This is a genomic window from Robertmurraya sp. FSL R5-0851 (assembly GCF_038002965.1).
GTDB lineage: Bacteria > Bacillota > Bacilli > Bacillales > Cytobacillaceae > Robertmurraya_A > Robertmurraya_A beringensis.
This window is the reverse complement of the sequence record NZ_JBBOOE010000001.1, coordinates 760,001-781,318: the sequence shown is the minus strand read 5'-3', so window position 1 is coordinate 781,318 and position 21,318 is coordinate 760,001. Positions and strand designations below refer to the sequence as shown.

General features: G+C 40.5%; 16 protein-coding genes, 2 rRNA genes and 1 pseudogene (1 of these 19 running past the window's edge). 2 read left to right on the top strand and 17 right to left on the bottom strand.

Going from position 1 to position 21,318, the window contains the following annotated elements:
- The first annotated feature begins 23 nt into the window (after positions 1–23).
- Complete coding sequence (locus tag MKX65_RS04080; RefSeq protein ID WP_340902472.1) at positions 24–986, top strand: iron-hydroxamate ABC transporter substrate-binding protein; 963 nt, start codon at positions 24–26, stop codon at positions 984–986.
- A 166-nt stretch (positions 987–1,152) separates the two neighbouring features.
- Positions 1,153–1,953 (top strand): ABC transporter ATP-binding protein, encoded by an 801-nt coding sequence (locus tag MKX65_RS04075; RefSeq protein ID WP_160548739.1) that lies wholly within the window; start codon positions 1,153–1,155, stop codon positions 1,951–1,953.
- A 113-nt stretch (positions 1,954–2,066) separates the two neighbouring features.
- Here the strand turns inward: MKX65_RS04075 and MKX65_RS04070 are convergent, their stop codons facing one another.
- The 17 genes and pseudogenes from MKX65_RS04070 to MKX65_RS03990 all read right to left on the bottom strand — a co-directional run.
- Positions 2,067–3,215, bottom strand: coding sequence for a glycerate kinase (locus tag MKX65_RS04070; protein ID WP_340902471.1), 1,149 nt, complete (start codon positions 3,213–3,215; stop codon positions 2,067–2,069).
- 99 nt (positions 3,216–3,314) lie between these two features.
- Positions 3,315–3,537 (bottom strand): annotated as a pseudogene (locus tag MKX65_RS04065) (GntP family permease); the annotation flags it as partial.
- A 135-nt stretch (positions 3,538–3,672) separates the two neighbouring features.
- The gene (locus MKX65_RS04060) at positions 3,673–4,791 is read right to left on the bottom strand and encodes a CdaR family transcriptional regulator (protein ID WP_340902470.1); all 1,119 of its coding nucleotides are present in this window, start codon (positions 4,789–4,791) and stop codon (positions 3,673–3,675) included.
- A gap of 186 nt (positions 4,792–4,977) precedes the next feature.
- Positions 4,978–5,307 (bottom strand): DUF2085 domain-containing protein, encoded by a 330-nt coding sequence (locus MKX65_RS04055; RefSeq protein WP_340902468.1) that lies wholly within the window; start codon positions 5,305–5,307, stop codon positions 4,978–4,980.
- 28 nt (positions 5,308–5,335) lie between these two features.
- Complete coding sequence (locus MKX65_RS04050; RefSeq protein ID WP_340902466.1) at positions 5,336–5,626, bottom strand: hypothetical protein; 291 nt, start codon at positions 5,624–5,626, stop codon at positions 5,336–5,338.
- Between the two features lie 215 nt (positions 5,627–5,841).
- A complete protein-coding gene (locus tag MKX65_RS04045) occupies positions 5,842–6,768 on the bottom strand; it encodes a DMT family transporter (RefSeq protein ID WP_340902464.1) in 927 nt (308 codons plus the stop codon).
- Positions 6,769–7,002: 234 nt separating this feature from the next.
- A complete protein-coding gene (locus tag MKX65_RS04040; RefSeq protein ID WP_340902462.1) occupies positions 7,003–7,974 on the bottom strand; it encodes an agmatinase family protein in 972 nt (323 codons plus the stop codon).
- Positions 7,975–7,977: 3 nt separating this feature from the next.
- Positions 7,978–9,237 (bottom strand): imidazolonepropionase, encoded by a 1,260-nt coding sequence (gene hutI / locus MKX65_RS04035; RefSeq protein ID WP_340902460.1) that lies wholly within the window; start codon positions 9,235–9,237, stop codon positions 7,978–7,980.
- Position 9,238: 1 nt separating this feature from the next.
- Positions 9,239–10,912, bottom strand: a complete 1,674-nt coding sequence (gene hutU / locus MKX65_RS04030; protein ID WP_340902459.1) for a urocanate hydratase — start codon at positions 10,910–10,912, stop codon at positions 9,239–9,241.
- A gap of 54 nt (positions 10,913–10,966) precedes the next feature.
- The gene (locus MKX65_RS04025; RefSeq protein WP_340902458.1) at positions 10,967–12,502 is read right to left on the bottom strand and encodes an HAL/PAL/TAL family ammonia-lyase; all 1,536 of its coding nucleotides are present in this window, start codon (positions 12,500–12,502) and stop codon (positions 10,967–10,969) included.
- A 26-nt stretch (positions 12,503–12,528) separates the two neighbouring features.
- Positions 12,529–14,106: a BCCT family transporter gene (locus tag MKX65_RS04020; protein ID WP_160548757.1), complete on the bottom strand. Its 1,578-nt coding sequence runs from the start codon at positions 14,104–14,106 to the stop codon at positions 12,529–12,531.
- Positions 14,107–14,400: 294 nt separating this feature from the next.
- Entirely contained in the window at positions 14,401–15,885 is a 1,485-nt protein-coding gene (locus tag MKX65_RS04015; protein ID WP_160548749.1) for a helix-turn-helix domain-containing protein, read from the bottom strand.
- Between the two features lie 240 nt (positions 15,886–16,125).
- Positions 16,126–16,617, bottom strand: coding sequence for a DUF1456 family protein (locus MKX65_RS04010; RefSeq protein ID WP_160548750.1), 492 nt, complete (start codon positions 16,615–16,617; stop codon positions 16,126–16,128).
- Between the two features lie 220 nt (positions 16,618–16,837).
- A complete protein-coding gene (gene rlmD, locus MKX65_RS04005; RefSeq protein WP_160548751.1) occupies positions 16,838–18,220 on the bottom strand; it encodes a 23S rRNA (uracil(1939)-C(5))-methyltransferase RlmD in 1,383 nt (460 codons plus the stop codon).
- Between the two features lie 17 nt (positions 18,221–18,237).
- Entirely contained in the window at positions 18,238–19,089 is an 852-nt protein-coding gene (locus MKX65_RS04000; RefSeq protein ID WP_340902456.1) for a DNA-3-methyladenine glycosylase family protein, read from the bottom strand.
- Between the two features lie 124 nt (positions 19,090–19,213).
- Positions 19,214–19,329 (bottom strand): 5S ribosomal RNA (gene rrf / locus MKX65_RS03995).
- A gap of 73 nt (positions 19,330–19,402) precedes the next feature.
- Positions 19,403–21,318: ribosomal RNA gene (locus MKX65_RS03990) — 23S ribosomal RNA — on the bottom strand (it continues 1,042 nt past the right edge of the window).

Genomic DNA, 21,318 nt, shown 5'->3' with positions numbered 1-21,318 from the left:
TATATCATAAAGGAGAAATTGATTTGAAAACAAATATGAAATTTCGTCGAATATTTACCATTATGATAGTGGGTTTATTATTTATTATGTCAGCATGTGGAAATGATAATTCAGCTTCTGATTCTGAGACAGAAGGCGAAACAAACAATTCCGAAATTACATTAGATTCTGCTATGGGTGAAGTAACCATCCCAGCAAATGCTGAAAAAATCCTTGCTCCTTATCATGAAGATGCGTTACTGGCTTTAGGTGTTACTCCTGTTGCGAAGTGGGCCATTGGACAAGCCGTTCAAGAATATTTAGAGTCTGATTTAAAAGATGTCCCAACAATTGAATGGAATCTTCCAGTTGAACAAGTACTAAATCACGCACCAGAATTGATTATTTTAGAAAATAACATGGAAAGCTATGAAGGTACCTATGAAGATTATAACAAAATTGCTCCAACATATTTAATGACAGAAGAAACCGTTAAAGATTGGAGAAAGCAAATTGAAACCTTCGGGAAGATCCTTGGAAAAGAAGATGAAGCGAAAAAGGTCTTAAGTGACTACGAAGACACCGTTTCATCTGCTCGTGACCAATTATCAGAAGCGATCGGTGAAGAAACAGTAGCTGTTATCTGGGCAGCTGGAAATCAATTCTTCCTATTCGAACAAAACCGTCATAGTGCAGAGGTACTTTACTCTGAATTAGGAATCAAGCAACCAACATTGATTCAGGAGCTAGGTCAGGCTGATACTGCATCATGGAATCCAATCTCCGTTGAAAAGCTGTCTGAACTCGATGCCGACCATGTCTTTTTATTAGCTCTTGAAGGCGAACAAGGAATTGAGACATTGGAAAATAGCTCTGTCTGGCAAAGTACACCTGCTGCTAAAAACGGAAACATCCATATCATCAATGATCCAAGTAATTGGACAAATAAAGGATTACTTGCATCTCAGCAAACCATTGAAGATATTTTAAGTGCATTAGTAAAATAACCATCCAAAAAAATGCTGTCTCCTCATGAGAACAGCATTTTTTTACAAATATTTGGATGTTAATTGTGTCAATTTTTCGACTGATAACAGTTATCATTGACTGCGTAGTGGAAACCAAATAAAATAAAAGTAACATTTTACGTTTTACTTTAGGGGAGAGATATCAATGCACTCATTATCCGCAAAGAATTTAACACTAGGTTATGGGGATACTATCATCATTGATAATTTAGATATCGAAATTCCTAAAGGGGAAATCACTGTTTTTATTGGTGGAAACGGATGCGGAAAGTCCACCCTTCTTCGGTCTTTAGCTCGGTTACTAAAGCCCAAGAGTGGCAATATCCTGCTTAACGGTGAAGAAATCGCCAAGATGAAAACAAAAGAGATCGCAAAAAAGCTAGCCATTTTACCACAAAGCCCAGTTTCACCTGAAGGCTTAACTGTATATGAACTAGTCAAGCAAGGCAGACACCCTTACCGTTCCCTTATCAAGCAATGGTCTAAGGAAGACGAGGATGCCGTTCAGCGGGCCCTTGAAGCAACCAATATGCTTCACTTAAAAGACCGTGCCGTTGATTCGTTATCAGGTGGTCAACGCCAACGAGCATGGATCTCTTTAACCTTAGCACAGGATACAGATATCATATTATTAGATGAACCTACAACCTATTTAGATATGACACACCAAATCGAAATCCTTGATCTATTATTTGACCTAAACGAGCAAAAAGGCCATACCATTATCATGGTTTTACATGATTTAAACCTAGCTAGTCGTTACGCCCATCATATCGTAGCCGTTAAAGACAAAAAAGTATACGCCCAAGGAAAACCTGAAGACATCATTACCTGCCAATTGGTTAGCGAAGTGTTTCAAATGAATTGCAGCATTTCGTGCGATCCTATTTTTGGTACTCCGGTTTGTGTCCCACACGGAAAAGGACGGTCAGTTTTGTCGAATTAGAGCTTTATGTTGCAAATATATCAAACAGCCGACTCTAACATGGGCCGGCTTTTAATATTGTATAAACCACATAAGGATAGCTCCTGTTTTTTTACAAGAAAAGAAGCTGTTATTTAACAGCTTCTCACTGAGTGAATCATTCTCATAGATGAGGCAACATTTCTTGCTGTTCTTTCTATATTAATCTCAGCAAATTCAAATGCCTCTGGAAGTGTGATAATACCTGGAACAATACTGAACAGAGCATCTATTCCGTGTTCAATTACAACATCACTGTCTTGAGATATGGATCCCGCAAGTCCAATAACTGGCACACCATATTTTTTAGCAGCTTTCGCCACGCCGATTGGTGTTTTCCCATAAACTGTTTGACTGTCGATTCGTCCTTCACCTGTGATAACAAGGTCTGCATCTTTAACAACACTCTCAAAATTCATCGCATGAAGAACGATATCAATTCCTCTTTTAAGATCAGCGTTTAAAAAAGCAAGCAGACTTGCTCCTAGACCACCAGCCGCACCGGCTCCCTCAATATCCCGGAAGGACTTCCCAAGAGCTTTTTCTATTACATCTGCAAAATGGGATAGGTTCTTATCAAGTAATTTAACCATTTCAGGAGTGGCTCCCTTTTGAGGACCAAAAATGGCTGAAGCCCCTCTTGGTCCTGTTAATGGATTATCTACATCACAAGCCACATCAATGTGAACATCCTTCAATCTATTATCAAGACCACTCAAGTCAACTGTTGAGATTTGTGAAAGCGCACCGCCTCCAGGACCGATTGTCTCTCCTTCTTCATCCAGCAGTTTTGCACCTAACGCTTGGATCATTCCCGCTCCCCCATCGTTCGTAGCACTTCCGCCGATCCCTATAATAATATGCTTTACACCCAAATCAAGAGCTGCTGAGATTAATTCTCCAGTTCCTCTCGTTGACGTGACTAAAGGGTTTCTCTTTTCCATAGGGACAAGATGCAAACCTGATGCAGCAGCCATTTCAATAACAGCTGTTTTCCCGTCTCCCATTAATCCAAAAAATGATTTGACCGGGTTGCCTAACGGACCAGAAACAATCCGCTCCTCTATGGTACCGTTTGTGGCATCTACGAGTGATTGGACGGTTCCCTCTCCACCATCTGCCATTGGCATTTTATGATACACGGCATTTGGAAAAATAGATTTGAAGCCCCTTTCTATGGCATTCGCGGCTTCTAGAGCCGTTAAACTTTCTTTAAAAGAATCGGGTGCAATTACAATTTTCATATAATCCTATCTTCCTTTCTGTTAGAAGCTTTTCAAAAGTCCGAACCACGACTTTTAGCCAAAAAGCTTAAAAAACTCCAAATATGAGAGTAGAAATAATCGATTCATAGCAATCACACCAATGATTCCTCCAAGTAGCAAAGCAACCATCGGATCGATATTGATATCAAATAATGGGCGTAATGCTAGTAATAGTATCCATAACGGATGTTAACGGCACACCAAATGCATCAGAAGCACCAATAGCATTTGGGTTTGGCGACATAATATCCCCTGACTTACCTCCCCCGATCATTGCTAGCAAAATAGCTATCTTAGAAATCCCCTTTTCTCCTAACGGATACCCACTACTTCTTTTATTATGTTTTTATTGTAAGCGTTTTCCTAATTGCTTTCATTGGATAGGTTGATGAAAAAAGCAGGGCAATAGTTTAAATAAACTGTGCAAATGAACAAATTATCTAATATCATGCAAGAGCTTTGCTGTAAATAACACAATAATATCCTTTATATTTCGCGGGTCTTTTCCAGTCAATTCTTCAATTCTATCAAGACGATACCGTAATGTATTTCGATGTATATACAGCCTTTCTGCTATTTTATTTAATTCTCCGTTTTCTTCTATAAATGCCTGCAGCGTGTCGACTAGTTCTCCCTTCTTCCCTTCATCTAGCAATCGTTGATAAAAGGAGAAAATATTTTTATCCGGTTCCTCCTGTCCCACTTTTGCTAGCATTACTTCTAATCGGAAATCCTCGTAATGATAGAATGGATTATTAGGCTGGATTTTGCTACCCACGAAAACGGCACTTTTAGCCTGTTGAAATGAAAGCTTTACTTCTTTTACACTTTCCGCCAGGCCTCCAGTCCCGATAATGATCTTGCTTCCGGATACTTTTAATAAGCGATGCAAGGAAGGTGTTAACTCCTTTATTGATTCAGATACAGATGATGCTTTTAGGACCACAATTTCATTGTTAAAAGTAACACCTATTAAATCATTCTTATTCATTTCATATTGTATAGACCTTATTAGTTTTTGATTGGTTAGATCTGTATAATCTGATGGTTTTATCACAAGGGCAATCCTTGGCTGCTCCAAGTTGATTCCTAGGAATCTCGCACGATCTTTTACCCACTCTGTATTTAAGTCTTCATCTGAAATAATTTGGTTTACGATCTCACTTTGTAGCCTTTGCCTCCATTGTACCCTTTCTAGTAAAAATGACTGCTCCAACACTAGTTCAGCTGCCATTTTAACAAGTTGGGCATAATTCTTAATTTGCTCAGGCTCTCCTGTAATACCCACAACACCCACGATTTCGTTATTAAAACGGATAGGTAAATTGATTCCCGACCTTGTTCCTTTCATTTTAGCTGCCATGGACTGATCAATTTCAACACTTTCTCCTTTTTTAAGGACGAGAAGAGCGCCATCATGAAGCTGATTAATCCTTTGACTATCACCAGACCCAATAATAATTCCTTCTTCATTCATTACATTAATATTACTATCTAATATTTCCATCGTTCGTTCAACGATTTCCTGAGCAAGTTTATAAGTTAAGAATTGCATCTAATTTCTCTCCTTTTGCTTCACTTCTTTTTTAATTTACCATAGTGCAGATGAACAATAAATGAGGCAACCTAATTCCAGTAGGTTCCTGATTATTATAAAACCTTATAAAGTAAAAAAACCGGCATATGCCAGCTCATTATCCTTATTAGTTTAGTAATTAAATGAAGTGATTTTTTTCATACTCTATTTAAAATATTGAACAATTTCCCAAGTCATAGTTGAAATAAGAAGTGATTGACCGACTCCAAACAGAATTCCAGTTATAAAACGAACAAGATTAGAACTCTTCCTCCACTTCCATTTTTGTGTAAATCCATCCATTACAAGTGGAACAGCCATAATGATTGGCACCCATAAAGGTACAACCATGTTAAAAGCCAAGGCTATCGGTGTAAAGAGATAACCAAGTAGCATAGCAAAGCATCTTGCACATAGAAGCATAGGCTTCCCTTTGAAGTGAAGACATCTTTCATGTATACGATGACATGGGATAGTCATCAAGATTCCCCTCATTATTTTTCCCTCCGATATATAATCACGTTTAATTCGGGGTACAGTCACAATCGAATCCTTTATCTCCATCACAATCGCAATCCATCTTTTTCATTCTTGATAAATTAGGACAATCCACTCCTGCAAAGTTACAGTCGAAACAATCCAAACTCTCCTTCTCTTTTTTACGATTTCTATTTCGATAATATCGGAACATGAAAATTAAAAAAATAATACCTACCCCTGATAGAAGCCCTCCGATTATATAAAAAGCTTCTATAAGCAAAACGATTCCTGACAAAAGCAAAATTAAAGAAACAGTTAATCCAATAAAGAACATATACTCCCTCCAACGATTATTTTCACATTAGTTCTCCTTACATATATTTCTATTTTAATATATATAGAAGATTAATGGGGATTAAAGTGAGGGACGTGGCATTGAAAACAACCATTTTGATAAAGGGCAAGAAAAAGAAGCTGTTATTTATTTTAACAGCTTCTCACTGAGTGAACTATTCTTATAGATACGGCAATTTATATTCGTCTCAGAAATTATCTTTCTAATGACCTTGAAAGATTCCGACGTTTTAGACTGCGAAAAGTTCCCTCAAGCATCCCCGTGCCTAAAATAACTCCAATTACGATTAGTACAAAACCTATTAACTGCTCAAGCACAATCTTTTCTCCTAAGAACAAAGCTGATCCAAGCAATGAAAAGAACGGGGTTAGATTGATAAAAATAGCTGTAGAGCCTGCACCTAATTGTTGGATGGCATAATTATATAGCATATGGCCAAGTCCTGTGGCAAATACAGCTGAAGCTAGTAAAACCAACCATACATACATTGGCTGTTGGAATTGGCTTATCTCCACTGGTTCAATCCACAAACTAAATCCGAACATCATTAATGCTCCAAAGATCAGCATGATTCCCGTCATTTGCCGTGAATCAAGATTAGTAGTTAACTTTTTTATCACAATAAAACTAATCGCTTGCGTGATTACCGCTCCAAAGATGTAGAGATCACCTAGTGAAAACCCAGAGACAGGTCCATTTCCTTTTAAAATGATAAAATAGACACCGCTTAGAGCCGATAAAATGCCGATAACTTTGAAAAATGTTAATAGCTCCTTCAGGAAAATCATAGCAAAAATGGAGGTGAACAGTGGGACTAAGCCCAATATAAGACCTGTATTTGAACCGGTCGTTAGGGTTAATCCGAGTGCTAAAAAAAGATGATGACCAAACACTCCAAATAAGGCAACGACAAATATTCCAAGTGCATTTTTTCGAGAAATCCGCTCAAATCTCTTTGATAAAATAAGGACAACTATTACCACCAACCCCGCCAAAAACACACGAACACCTTGAATAAAAACTGGTGGAAAATACGTCACTAAAATTTTTATGGCCGACACATTGAATCCCCAAATCACCATTAATAAAAATAATAAAATGTACAATAACCCTTTAGACAAACCTAGCCCTTCCTTCTGATCCTTGTCCTTACTTATGAACAATCTTTTCTATCAAGATTACTAGATAGTTAGATACTCTGTAAATAAGTTATGTTACATATGTGATTAATATATTTACACTTGTAAAAAGCAAAAGGGCAATCCTCAGTGAGATTGCCCTAGTTTTAATAAATTTTGTGTAATATTCTCCAAAAACTGTTATTTTGCACTTAAAAAAAAGCAAAACCAATAAATTTACTTTGAACGACAAACCACACCAGTGACAAATTGTAACCACGCATATACACCAGTTTTAACTGTTTCTAAAACCTTAGAATCCTTACTTGGATCCAGGCAAACAAAATCAATATGTCGGACAGATGGATGCTTTCCAATCTCAAGCAAGGAATCGAATAACTCAGCTGTGGACAAGCCTCCTGGTGTGGAAGCTGGCACTCCTGGAGCAACAGATATATCGAGTACATCCATGTCAACCGTGACATAAATCCGGTCAACTTTTTGAGATAGCTGGTTCAGTGCCTCCTGAACAGTATGAACAAAGCCAACTTTGCGAGCATTCTTTAATGTCACCATTTGAATGGAATGATAATTAGCATAAGTGATCAGTGGTTTAGCATTGAAATAACCGTGCAAACCAATATTTATAATATCTTCTCCCTTAACTGTAGATCCATCGATTAATTGCCTGATTGGAGTACCATTTGCTGGCCCCAATTCAGAAGGATCCCGTACATCAAGATGGGTATCGAGTTGCAAGATGCCGATTCTTTCATTTGGAAAAGCTTCCTTAATTCCTCGCACTGCACAAGCCGTCGTTGAATGGTCACCTCCAATCATGGAGGTAACTGCATCAGAATATTTCGAAGCTAGAAAAGTTGTTGCCTCTTCAATACGCTTATGGGACAAAGGTATATCTGTTGTATGCATCACGACATCTCCAGCATCTGCAACAATCAAATCAACTAAATCAACATCTTCATCCAAATTGTAGGTGGCAAACCCCTTCCACATTCGCCGAAATTCCGTCGGATATAGAGATGCACCTGAGACACTAATGGAAGAACGAGAAATTGGTGCACCATATAAAATAAGTTCCGGCTTTCCTTCCATCTCTTTTAGCTGCCTAACCCAATGGTGAACATAAGTTGGGTCGATTGTATTCACATTCCATAACCATTCCGGTTGTTCTAGCCAATGCTCACTCATGTGTTACCCGACCACCTTTACTCCTTTTTTCCAAACAGCTTTTGTGTGATTTACACCAAACAAATACTGTAACTCTTGATAGCTTTTTACATCCCATAACACCACATCAGCTTGTTTCCCAACCTCTAGAGATCCGATTCGATCTTGACGGTTAATTGCGCATGCCGCATTGTATGTCGCAGCGGTTAATGCCTCTGCAGGTGTCATCCTCATCGAGATACAGGCCAAATTCATGACAAGTGGCATCGATGTTGTTGGCGAAGACCCAGGGTTACAATCTGTCGAAATTGCTACTGCTACCCCTTCATCAATCATTTTTCTTCCATTCGCTGCTTCCTCACGTAAATAGAGAGCCGTTGCTGGAAGTAAGCAAGCGATCGTTCCTGCCTTTGCCATTTCTTTAATTCCTTCGTCTGATGCCTTCAATAAGTGTTCAGCTGAAATCGCGCCTACCTTAGCCGCTAATTCTGCCCCACCGTATGCAACAATTTCATCAGCATGGATTTTCGGGATCAGACCGTACCTCTTTCCTGCTTCCAAAATTCTCTCTGATTGTTCTGGGGTGAAAACATCCTTTTCACAAAAGACATCATTAAACTCCGCTAATCTCTCTTCAGCCACAACAGGTAGCATATCATTTATTAGGTGATCGATATATTCTTCCTCTCTACCTTTGTATTCAGGAGGAACAGCATGTGCTCCCATGAAGGTGGGCACAAGGTCAATCACGTGTATTTCCTGTAATTTCTTCATTACCCTTAGCTGCTTTAACTCGGATTCAAGATTCATTCCATATCCACTTTTTCCTTCCACAGTTGTTACACCATGATGTAAAAAGGAATCAAGCCGTCTTGTTGTTTGGCTAATAATCTCTTCTTCCGTACACTCACGAGTCATGCGAGTAGTCGCATGAATTCCCCCACCCGCATTCATAATATCCATATATGGTACGCCTTCAAGACGCATTTCAAATTCTTGCTCCCTACTACCACCAAAAGCAACATGTGTATGAGGATCGATTAATCCAGGGGTAACTAAGTGACCGGTAGCATCCACAATCTCAGCTTCTTCTCTTCTAGCTGCATACTGCTGTTCCAGATCAATTGTCGATCCTACGGCCTGGATGATTCCATCTTCTATCCACAAACTTCCATTCTCAATAATACCTAGCTTCGACATCGCTTCTCTTGAACGAGGACCTTCCTTATTGGATGCAAGGGTTGCCAATTGATGGATATTTTTGATCCAAATCGGTCTTGTCATCTTATTCAATCCCCATTTCTAACATTGGAATGTTTACTCCTCTTTCACGTGCTGTTTTCTTCGCTAATTCATAACCAGCATCAACATGGCGAACAACACCCATTCCTGGATCTGTTGTCAGAACACGTTCAATTCGTGCCTCTGCTTCTTTCGTTCCATCTGCCACAATAACAATTCCTGAGTGCATTGAATAGCCCATGCCCACTCCACCACCATGGTGTAAGGATACCCATGTAGCACCGCCAACTGCATTAATCATGGCATTTAAAATTGGCCAATCTGCTACAACGTCAGATCCATCTTTCATTGATTCTGTTTCACGATTCGGTGACGCAACTGAGCCTGAGTCAAGATGATCACGCCCAATGACAATTGGAGCCTTGAGCTGACCTTTTTCAACCATTTCATTAATGATTTTACCGAAGCGTGCCCGTTCTCCATAACCAAGCCAACAAATCCGAGATGGAAGCCCTTGGAATTGGATTTTTTCCTTCGCCATACGAATCCAGTTACATAAATGGTCATTATCACTAAATTCACGTAATATCACTTCGTCCAGTTTATAGATATCTTCTGGATCACCTGAGAGTGCGACCCATCTAAATGGTCCTTTTCCTTCACAAAATTGAGGACGAATATAGGCTGGAACAAATCCTGGGAAGTCAAAGGCATTTTCAACGCCCTCATCCTTGGCAACTTGACGGATATTGTTTCCGTAATCGAACGTAATGGCGCCTTTTTCCATCAACTCGAGCATGGATTGCACATGTTGAGCCATTGAAGCTTTTGACTTCTTAACATATTCTTCTGGATTTTCAACTCGTAATTTTGCAGCCTCAACAAGAGACATCTTAGACGGAACATAGCCGTTAAGTGGATCATGTGCAGATGTTTGATCTGTCACAATATCAGGGATAAATCCTTTAGCAATCATTTCTGGTAGAATATCAGCCGCATTTCCAATCAATCCGATAGAGAGAGCTTCACCTGCAAGCTTTGCGGTTTTAGCCATTTCGATTGCTTTGTCCAAGGAATCTGTTTTTACATCCGTATAACGAGTTTCAATACGACGATCGATTCGGCTTTCATCTACATCAATGCCAATACAAACGCCACCATTCATCGTTACAGCAAGTGGTTGAGCTCCACCCATACCGCCTAGACCAGCCGTTACCGTGATAGTATTTTTGAGTGTACCGCCAAAATGCTGTTTTGCAAGCTCTGCAAACGTTTCATAGGTCCCTTGGACAATGCCTTGCGAACCGATATAAATCCAGCTTCCTGCAGTCATTTGTCCGTACATCATTAACCCTTTTTTGTCTAGCTCATGGAAAGTTTCCCAATTTGCATAAGCGGGGACAATATTCGAATTTGCGATTAATACCCGCGGTGCATCAGTGTGTGATTTAAAAATCGCAACCGGTTTCCCTGATTGAACCAATAGTGTCTCATCATTTTCTAATTCCTTTAGCGACTTAACGATCGCATCAAAGCATTCCCAGTTTCGTGCCGCTTTTCCAATCCCACCATACACAACGAGATCTTCTGGTCTTTCCGCAACCTCAGGATCTAAATTATTCATTAACATCCGAAGTGCAGCCTCCTGTAACCAGCCTTTGGTATTTAATTCTGGTCCGCGATAGCGGATGACTTTTTCTGTTTTTGTTTGTTCCATCTTGATTGCCTCCTAAACATTCTATATATAATAAACAATTTTTATAATATACATTTACAGTAACTTACCAAGTTTCTCTTCTACGACTGAAATGATCTCACCTGAATGAATAAAATCCTTCAATCGTTCTAAATAAGGGTAAAGATACGTGTCCTCAGCCATATTTGGTATTGATTGCCTAATGCATTCCAAAACCGCTGTTGAAGCAGATCCAGGTGTAAGTTCGCTTTCCACAAATTGATGAGCATTATATATCGACAACAGCTCAATTGCTAAGACATACTCAAGCCTTTGCGCTACTTCCCTAGCTTTTTTCGCTGAATTGTACCCCATCGCTACATAATCCTCTTGGTCAGCACAAGTCGGTATGCTGTCAACTGTTGCAGGATGAGATAATAATTTCATATCGTTTAAAAGTCCTGCTTGTGAATACTGTGGAATCATTAGCCCTGAATTTAGCCCAGCATTCTGGACAAGGAACGCAGGGTATCCTGAAAGATGAGAATTAATCAGACGATTATTTCGTCGTTCTGACATTTTCGCAATGGCTGTAGCCCCGATACATGCAGAATCTAACTCGATCCCCACGTAAGAAGAGTCACAATTACTTCCTGAAATCGCACAACCATCTTCACCCGGCCATAAGATGGGATTGTCAGTGCATGCATTCATTTCGACCTCAAAGGTAGCTAACGCATCAAGAAGCGTTTTTTTTGCGGCCCCATGCAATTGAGGAATTGCCCGTAAAGATAAGGCATCCTGCAAGCGATGATCGACCGACTGTTTAGCCATCATTGAATCATCTAAAATTTTTCTCACATTGGCTGCTGTATTTCGTTGTTGTTCATGCGGACGAGCGATCATCAGTCTGTCATCAAAAGCTCGTGTTGTTCCTCGTAAGACCTCTAAAGCCATTGCACCAATAATATCGGCTGACTTAGCTGCTTGTAGCATATCCGATAATGCTAACGCTCCAATTGCGGTTGGACTCGTTGTTCCACTAATTAACGCTAAGCCCTCTTTGGCTGAAAGTTCAATCGGCTCTAGCCCTGCTTTACGAAGAGCTTCCTTCGCAGGTAATAGCTCTCCATCCACATAGGCTTTTCCTTCCCCGATCATCACCAAAGCGATATGAGCTTCAACGCTTAGATACCCAACTGAACCTTCACGAGGTGCAAACGGGATAACACCACTATTTAAACATTGACGATACATTTCCAACGTGGATATCTGGATTCCAGAATACCCTTGCCCTAAGTTTTGCAGCACCATCAGCATAATTACCCTGACACATTCTTCATCTAATGGTTCACCAACTGATGTTGCATGAGATAAAAGAATATTCTTTTGCAACAATCTTGTTTGATCTCGTGAAATTATTTTTGTTGATAGAGCACCAAAGCCAGTGTTTACCCCATACATGATTCTTTCTTCATCAATCCATTTGTTTACAAGCTGACACGACCTCTCAACTCGCTGGCGGTAAGCATCTGAAAAATCAACATGAACACCATCACGCGCTATGGAGACAAACATTTCTAATGTGATTGCATTTCCTAGGGCTATCTTTTTCATCCCTTGATCTGCCATGTTGACCCCTCTCTTCTTTCCTATAATCATTTTTCAATTTTATCAATAAAGAACATTTTAACTGCCGAACAGACTTGTAAAACAAAGACGAAGAGAACCGCTGAGCCACCTAAGGCAGCCAAATATTTCACACCATCAACGCCTTGTACTCCGCCTGCGAAAGCAACCATCACAAAGGCAATGATCGCAATAGAAATCGCCCAAATCAGCATTTTCCATTTTGCTGGATCTTCATTATAACGAATATTTACGGTACATAACATGGCAATTGCACGAACCATTGAGTCAGCCGCTGTAGAAAATGAAAGGATTAACGCAATCATCACGATAGGAATAATGATGACAGCAAATGGCATATTAGCTAAGAACGCCCATAAACCTGCAACCGCTCCACTTTCATTAATTGTTGACACTAAGTCAACTGTATTATTTTGTTGCCAATGTAGGGCTGTTCCGCCAAAAACACCGAACCATAAGATACTGAACACAGCTGGTAATATCCAGTTGATTATCATAAACTGGCGAATCGTTCGTCCGTAAGAGATAACCGCAAGGAATATTCCCATTAATGGTGCATAGGCAATCCAAATCGCCCAATCATATAACGTCCACCACATCACTAGAGCCTCTCCACCGACTATTCCTGGATCAAGTCCCCAGCTCCAGAAGTTTTGTAGCCATTGAGCCATTCCTGCTGTTGACGATTGGAGAATATATAAAGTAGGGCCAATAATGAACAGTGCAAGTAGCAGGATATAAAACACCTTTGCATTAATATCTGCCATCCGACGAATCCCTTTATCCATCCCTTTTAACGCTGAAACAGTAAACAATCCAGTTATCACAACAACTAGGACGAACCACACTATCGGTCCCTGCTTAATACCATAAAACGTCTCGATTCCCGATCCGACTAATGCTAAACCTGCTCCTAGTGAAGATGCTAAGCCAAGTGCGATTGCTAACACCGCTAATGTGTCGATAATCCCAGGCCAAACCCCCTTTGTAATTTTGCTACCGAACAGTGGGGTTAATGTTCCTGTTACAGACAATGGTGCTTTACGATTAAAATACATATAAGCAACCACGAGCCCACTCAATGAATACATCGCATAAGGAATGAAAGTCCAATTATAAAAAGAGCGTCCCATAGCGTAGATAGCAGCCATTGAAGTACCAGGTTCAACACCTGTATTGGCCATTTCTCCATAAATGTTACCAAAATAGATGATCGGTTCATTTACTCCATAAGTAATGACTCCCGTGGCAATTCCACCTGTTAAAGCCATTGCAAACCAAGCAAGAAACGGATATTTAGGCTTTGCCTCTGATCCTCCCAAACGAATGTTACCTAACTTTGAAAACGTTACCAAAAATACAATGATGAGTGCTGCAATTGAGATGATTTGATAAAGCCATCCAAGTCCACGTAAAGAACCTATAAAACCATTCATTGAAATATCAGTCAACAATTGATTGTTCACAATTCCTAGAATGGCTCCGCCTCCAACTACTAGAAAAGCCGGTAAAAATACAGATAAACGTGTTTGTTGCTTTTTATCTCCGACTACATTAGGAGCCTTTTTTTCTATCTCCAATGACATCATAGATTCCCCCTTTAATCACTATTTTTGGAAAAGATAAAGTAGTCGAATCAGGCAAAATAGTTTTTATTGCCTTTATAGATAGATTTTCTTTATCTAAATATACTGAAAATTATAGAGAATAATTTTGACTAAAAATAGCTAATTAATTTTCGAAATTCAATACTTTTATTCGAAAGGGCTTGTTACATTTATCCTTTTTCACTTAAAATCTTATAATAATTTATGATTCTTATAATTTTTTACGACTCTTATAATTTTTTACGATATTTCATCTAAGCACATTTATCTGGACTACTCCATTCCCTCCCTCATATGTAAACGATAGTCACGCGGAGACATCGATGTCATTTCTTTAAAAAGTCTAGTAAAATAACTAGGATTACGGAAACCTACTTGATTGGCTATTTCTTTAATTGAAAGCTCGCTTGAATTTAAGAGTCGCTTTGCTTCGTTAATACGTTTATTGGCTAATAGCTGTCGAAACGACATTCCTTGCCTCTTCATGATCAAATGGCTGTAATAGGCTGTACTTCTTCCAACCGCTTCAGCCACATTTTCTAATGTTAAATCAGGATCAATATAATGTTTCTCGATATAAAGGAGCCCTCTTTCAACGACATCTTTTTTCGAAAAGACGTCACCATTCTTAGAACGATCAAGTAATTCATATAAGAATAAAAGCATTTCTTGGACGACTCTGTATAGCACACGATTGTACAGAATCTCTGAAAATATTTTCAAATAATATTCTTCCATTTCACCTTGTTCAAGCTCGTACGTTTTCATAAACCGCCTTACTTGGGCTAGAATACTTGTAAGTCTTGTCCTTAACTTTTCCGGATTAGGAAAGGGCGTTTCCATATTCAAAAACTCTTGGTGCATCCATTCTTTTATTTTCTTTTTATCAAAACTATTTAACATCTCCACCCATTCCCGCTGTTCAGCCGAGGTTAAAAACGGATCCATTTCATACCAAGATTTGTATTCTTCTTTTGGTAAAATGACTTGACGATATCCGATAAAAAATGTCATTTCTAACAGTCTTCTAGCTTCTAAATACATGTCATGTACAGATTTCATTTCAGTATTAGGTGGGATAATAACCGCAGCAATAGGTTCAATATTAAAAGCTTCCCATTCCCTCAAAACCTTCCATGCTTCTTCTTTTATATGCTGGGGTGGATTTTTAAATAAGCATACAACCATATCTGTTAATGGTAAGATCGTCGGAGGTTCACTAAATGGGAAATACGTTAAAAATTGTTGTAAATCAGCAAGCTTTTTACTATTTTCCGTATGCAAGAGCATCAACGCGATTTCCCCATTATTTTGTTCTTGATCTAAAAATATTGATTGATAGGAATACCCCTCTTCCTTCTTAGAGGAAAAGACATCCATTGTTTCTCTTTGTACAACGAGTGACAATGCCATTTTAAGACATTGTTTAATTTTTACTGGGTCTAGTGGTTTAACAAGTAAATCAACACTACCTAGCTCAATCGCCTGTTTTGCCCGTTCAAATGTCGCTTCTGCTGTGACAGTAATAATTTTCGGTGAAAAAGTTTTAACATATCTTGTAATTAACGACCAATGTTCGGCTGGTATCATATCCAATTCTAAATAGAGTATCTCAGGAAGTTCTTTTTCAAGTATAGCCATTGTCTCCTTAACTGTTTTTGTCACAAGTACGTTATTAATTGGAATAGAATAGGTCGAAATCAGCCATTCTATCGCCACTCTCTCATGATTATCCCGTTCAGCAATTACTATTTTCATATTTTCCACAAACCCTTTGTATGTACTTTTTTCAATTGTACTCCCACTGTAATTCCTCCCTTGCCTTATAAAAATTATAGAATAGTTACACTCTCTTTTACTACAACATAATGTTTTTTGAGCAACTACAAAAGGAGTTCAGATCACTGAACTCCTCTAATAAAACAAAATTGTTATAATTTCAATTCCTTGTGTTGAGTTTGGTAACTTATTATTTGGAATGGCTTTTTAATTAAAACCCTATCCTCTATATCTAATAGCTAACCCTTTCAAGAAATTTCGAGCATAACGATCTCCACAGAACTTATAGTTTTTATGACCCACTTTTCTTAATAAGGCGCTTAGTTCTCCTTTGGTGATACGAACTCCTGCATCTTCTAAGATTTGAAGCATGTCTTCACTTGTTAATGACAAAGCGATTTTCAGCTTTTTTAATAGAAGATTATTTGAGCTTTCCTTTAGAGATGGAGCCTGTCTTTCAGGTTGACCTGGTTTTGGTTCTTGCTTTCCTCTTTTAAAAATAATAAAGCCGTTTAAAAAGGCATCGAACATCTGATCATCACAGATGATCACATCCTCATTATCCTCTTCTTCTTCATTTATTTTCGTGAGGATCTTTAATACCTCATCTTTGGTTACCTCAACTCCACCAAGTTTAAAGATTTCTACCATGTCTACATTTTTAATATCTAAAGCGTATCTTAATCTGATTAATATATCGTTATTATTCATTGATTTATCCCCCTGAAGATGGTTTACCTTACCTACTATAGCACTTGTCTTTACAAAAATTAAATGGCCCCTGAAAAATAAGGAGCCATTCGTCAAGTTCAGACTTATTAGACTGTGGATAACTTATTTTTTCGGATTTTCCCACGTTTTTTATCCCGATTTTCTGCTCAATGTGAATAAAATTGTGGATATTGTCTGACTTATCCAAAAAAACTGTCATTTATCCCTTTAAAATTAAACTAGTAACACTTTCAATATGACTTGTTTGTGGGAACATATCCACAGGTTGAATATATCCAACCTTATATTTAGAAACCAACACGGAGATATCCTTTGCGAGTGTGGATGGATTACATGAAACATACACAATTTTCTTTGGCTTTACTTTTAAAATTGTGTTTAATAGCTGTTGATCCAAGCCTGTTCTTGGTGGATCAACTACAAGTACATCCGGTTTCCATCCTTCTTTCGCCCACTTTGGTAGGACTTGTTCGGCTTTACCGACCACATAAGTAGCGTGACTGATTCCATGTCTCTCGGCATTTTTTTCTGCATCTTCAATCGAATCCGCAATCACATCCATTCCACGGATTTCATCTGCTCCATCTGCTAACCAAAGACCGATCGTTCCCACTCCACAGTAGGCATCCACAACTTTTTCCACACCTGTTAGTCCCGCTGCTTCTTTTACCTCATTGTAAAGGTTCACGGTTTGCTCCGGATTTAGCTGGAAGAACGTTCTTGCTGAAAGCTCAAACTCGAGTTCTCCAAGTGTTTCTTGGATGAACTCTCTTCCTTCCAATAGTCTAGTTTCATCACCAAAGATAAGAGATGTTTTTTGACCGTTTACGTTTTGCACAATGGATGTAACTTCTGGTAAGGCCTGCTTGATGCTAGCGACGATTTCGTCTTTATGAGGAAGCTCACGTTGACTTGTAATTAATACGATTTGTAGTTCCTCTGTTTTCACACCAATTCGTGCAACAATGGTACGTACGACACCTTTGCGAGTTTTCTCATTATATACAGACACTTTAAGGTCTTGTAAAATCTTTTTCACCGTTGATGTTGCCTTGTTTGTAGCAGAATGCTGAACCGCACAATGTTGAATATCAACAAGCTTGTGTGAGTTGATCCCATATAATCCGGCTAGTAGCTTTCCGTCACGCTGCCCCACCTGAAACTGGCTTTTGTTTCGGTAGTTCCATGGGTTCTCCATGCCAAGTGTGTCACGGATATCTAACTTTTCTACATTTAGCTTGGTATGGCGCTCCAGCGATTGTTTCACGATATCCCTTTTTTCCACAAGCTGTTGACGATAGTCGAGATGCTGGAGCTGACAGCCTCCACATTCCTCGTACACAGGACATGGTGGTGCAACACGATGTTCTGATTTCTTACGGATCTTTTTGATGCGTGCTTCAGCGAATTTCGGTTGAATTTTTGTTGCTTCTACAACTACCTCTTCACCTGGCAGTGCACCTGGTACGAAGACGACTTGCTTTTTAAAGTAGCCCACTCCTTCCCCATTGATGCCGAGTCTCTTAATTGTCAGTGGAAAGGTTTGTTTTTCAGTTATTCTTACGGATTGCTCCTGTTTCATTCTGTTCACTCCATCTATTATTCAATACTTCTCCACAAGTAGAGAGAAGCGTAGCTTGCGTATGGCTCCCAGCTTGGCTTGTAGCCTTCCATTTCTTCCTTCGATGGCTTTCGGTCCATATTGTAAAGCTTTTTGAGAGCATTCTGTAAGCCGATATCAGCAATTGGGAAAAGGTTTGGTCGACCTAAACCAAACATGAGGAAATTTTGTACCGTCCATGGACCAATGCCCTTTAATTTGACGAGCTCTTCCATAATCTCATCATCTGACTTATCGTGCAACTTTTGTAGCTCCAATTTCCCCTCTACAATCGCTCGTGCCACACCAATGGCATACTCCGCTTTACGGCCACTGAATTGAAGCTCACGTAGCTCCTCAATTTTCACATTGGCCAATTTTTCTGGATCTGGGTAAAAGTAAGCCCCGTCTTTTTCTGTGCCAAAGGTTGTAACAAATCGTTGAGTTAATGTGTGGGCAAACTTCAGGTTGAGTTGCTGATGAACGATACATTTTAATAAACAATTGTAAGGATCAAAGTCCAAAACCAAAGGTGTTCCCACATGCTCTTTAAAAATGGGGGCTAAATCTGTATGGCGAAAATGCGCATGAATGTCATCTAAAGGTTGATCCCATTGGAAGATTTCCCGTAAACGAGCGATAATAGTTTCACTTGTCTTACCACTCAAATCAAATGAAGGCTCTACAGTTGTACCCGTTGCGATAACTTTTACAACCTGCTTGTCTCCGTTGACGATGAGAGGAACTTTAACCGAGCGTTCCTGTAGATCTATTTGATTTAATGGATCTAATGCAAGCCTGTTTAGCACTTGATCAAAGTTGTATGGTCCTTTAATATTTATTCTCTCCATAGTTTGTCCCGTCCCCTTGTTTTTTCTGTAAGTATAGCATTTTTATAGGTAATATAGAAAAAACCTACGGGGGAAGTCATGTCATAAACAAAGAGAGTAGTCACATGACTACTCTCTTACAGGTGCCTGGCGACGTCCTACTCTCACAGAGGGAAACCCTCAACTACCATTGGCGCTGAAAAGCTTAACTTCCGTGTTCGGTATGGGAACGGGTGTGACCTTTTCGCTATCGCCACCAGACTATAAAATTTGAAGGTTGTTCCTTCAAAACTAGATAAAGAGTCAAAGTCAAAAGAATGAGTATCATCTAAATTTGGTTAAGTCCTCGATCGATTAGTATCAGTCAGCTCCACACGTCGCCGCGCTTCCACCTCTGACCTATCAACCTGATCATCTTTCAGGGATCTTACTAGCTTGCGCTATGGGAAATCTCATCTTGAGGGGGGCTTCATGCTTAGATGCTTTCAGCACTTATCCCTTCCGCACATAGCTACCCAGCGATGCCTTTGGCAAGACAACTGGTACACCAGCGGTGCGTCCATCCCGGTCCTCTCGTACTAAGGACAGCTCCTCTCAAATTTCCTACGCCCACGACGGATAGGGACCGAACTGTCTCACGACGTTCTGAACCCAGCTCGCGTACCGCTTTAATGGGCGAACAGCCCAACCCTTGGGACCGACTACAGCCCCAGGATGCGATGAGCCGACATCGAGGTGCCAAACCTCCCCGTCGATGTGGACTCTTGGGGGAGATAAGCCTGTTATCCCCGGGGTAGCTTTTATCCGTTGAGCGATGGCCCTTCCATGCGGAACCACCGGATCACTAAGCCCGACTTTCGTCCCTGCTCGACTTGTAGGTCTCGCAGTCAAGCTCCCTTGTGCCTTTACACTCTACGAATGATTTCCAACCATTCTGAGGGAACCTTTGGGCGCCTCCGTTACTTTTTAGGAGGCGACCGCCCCAGTCAAACTGCCCACCTGACACTGTCTCCCACCCCGATTTAGGGGTGAGGGTTAGAATTTCAATACAGCCAGAGTAGTATCCCACCGACGCCTCCACCGAAGCTAGCGCTCCGGCTTCTCAGGCTCCTACCTATCCTGTACAAGCTGTACCAAAATTCAATATCAGGCTACAGTAAAGCTCCACGGGGTCTTTCCGTCCTGTCGCGGGTAACCTGCATCTTCACAGGTACTATAATTTCACCGAGTCTCTCGTTGAGACAGTGCCCAGATCGTTACGCCTTTCGTGCGGGTCGGAACTTACCCGACAAGGAATTTCGCTACCTTAGGACCGTTATAGTTACGGCCGCCGTTTACTGGGGCTTCGATTCAGAGCTTCGCTTACGCTAACCCCTCCTCTTAACCTTCCAGCACCGGGCAGGCGTCAGCCCCTATACTTCGCCTTGCGGCTTCGCAGAGACCTGTGTTTTTGCTAAACAGTCGCCTGGGCCTATTCACTGCGGCTCTTCTGGGCTATTCACCCTGAAGAGCACCCCTTCTCCCGAAGTTACGGGGTCATTTTGCCGAGTTCCTTAACGAGAGTTCTCTCGCTCACCTTAGGATTCTCTCCTCGCCTACCTGTGTCGGTTTGCGGTACGGGCACCTGTTACCTCGCTAGAGGCTTTTCTTGGCAGTGTGGAATCAGGAACTTCGGTACTATATTTCCCTCGCCATCACAGCTCGAGCCTATTGCAAGTGGGATTTGCCTCACTTGCAGCCTAACTGCTTGGACGCGCATATCCAACAGCGCGCTTACCCTATCCTCCTGCGTCCCCCCATCACTCAAACGGTAATTTGGTGGTACAGGAATATCAACCTGTTGTCCATCGCCTACGCCTTTCGGCCTCGGCTTAGGTCCCGACTAACCCTGAGCGGACGAGCCTTCCTCAGGAAACCTTAGGCATTCGGTGGATGGGATTCTCACCCATCTTTCGCTACTCATACCGGCATTCTCACTTCTAAGCGCTCCACCAGTCCTTCCGGTCTAGCTTCAACGCCCTTAGAACGCTCTCCTACCACTGACATCGTGTGACGCCAATCCACAGCTTCGGTGATACGTTTAGCCCCGTTACATTTTCGGCGCGGAGTCACTCGACCAGTGAGCTATTACGCACTCTTTAAATGGTGGCTGCTTCTAAGCCAACATCCTGGTTGTCTAAGCAACTCCACATCCTTTGCCACTTAACGTATACTTTGGGACCTTAGCTGGTGGTCTGGGCTGTTTCCCTT

Excerpts from the sequence above, each read along its gene's own strand:
- MKX65_RS04075 (WP_160548739.1), top strand. The coding sequence starts at position 1,153 with ATGCACTCATTATCCGCAAAGAATTTAACACTAGGTTATGGGGATACT.
- MKX65_RS04070 (WP_340902471.1), bottom strand. The coding sequence starts at position 3,215 with ATGAAAATTGTAATTGCACCCGATTCTTTTAAAGAAAGTTTAACGGCT.
- MKX65_RS04060 (WP_340902470.1), bottom strand. The coding sequence starts at position 4,791 with ATGCAATTCTTAACTTATAAACTTGCTCAGGAAATCGTTGAACGAACG.
- MKX65_RS04055 (WP_340902468.1), bottom strand. The coding sequence starts at position 5,307 with ATGAGGGGAATCTTGATGACTATCCCATGTCATCGTATACATGAAAGA.
- MKX65_RS04050 (WP_340902466.1), bottom strand. The coding sequence starts at position 5,626 with ATGTTCTTTATTGGATTAACTGTTTCTTTAATTTTGCTTTTGTCAGGA.
- MKX65_RS04040 (WP_340902462.1), bottom strand. The coding sequence starts at position 7,974 with ATGAGTGAGCATTGGCTAGAACAACCGGAATGGTTATGGAATGTGAAT.
- hutI (WP_340902460.1), bottom strand. The coding sequence starts at position 9,237 with ATGACAAGACCGATTTGGATCAAAAATATCCATCAATTGGCAACCCTT.
- hutU (WP_340902459.1), bottom strand. The coding sequence starts at position 10,912 with ATGGAACAAACAAAAACAGAAAAAGTCATCCGCTATCGCGGACCAGAA.
- MKX65_RS04025 (WP_340902458.1), bottom strand. The coding sequence starts at position 12,502 with ATGGCAGATCAAGGGATGAAAAAGATAGCCCTAGGAAATGCAATCACA.
- MKX65_RS04020 (WP_160548757.1), bottom strand. The coding sequence starts at position 14,106 with ATGTCATTGGAGATAGAAAAAAAGGCTCCTAATGTAGTCGGAGATAAA.
- MKX65_RS04015 (WP_160548749.1), bottom strand. The coding sequence starts at position 15,885 with ATGAAAATAGTAATTGCTGAACGGGATAATCATGAGAGAGTGGCGATA.
- MKX65_RS04010 (WP_160548750.1), bottom strand. The coding sequence starts at position 16,617 with ATGAATAATAACGATATATTAATCAGATTAAGATACGCTTTAGATATT.
- rlmD (WP_160548751.1), bottom strand. The coding sequence starts at position 18,220 with ATGAAACAGGAGCAATCCGTAAGAATAACTGAAAAACAAACCTTTCCA.
- MKX65_RS04000 (WP_340902456.1), bottom strand. The coding sequence starts at position 19,089 with ATGGAGAGAATAAATATTAAAGGACCATACAACTTTGATCAAGTGCTA.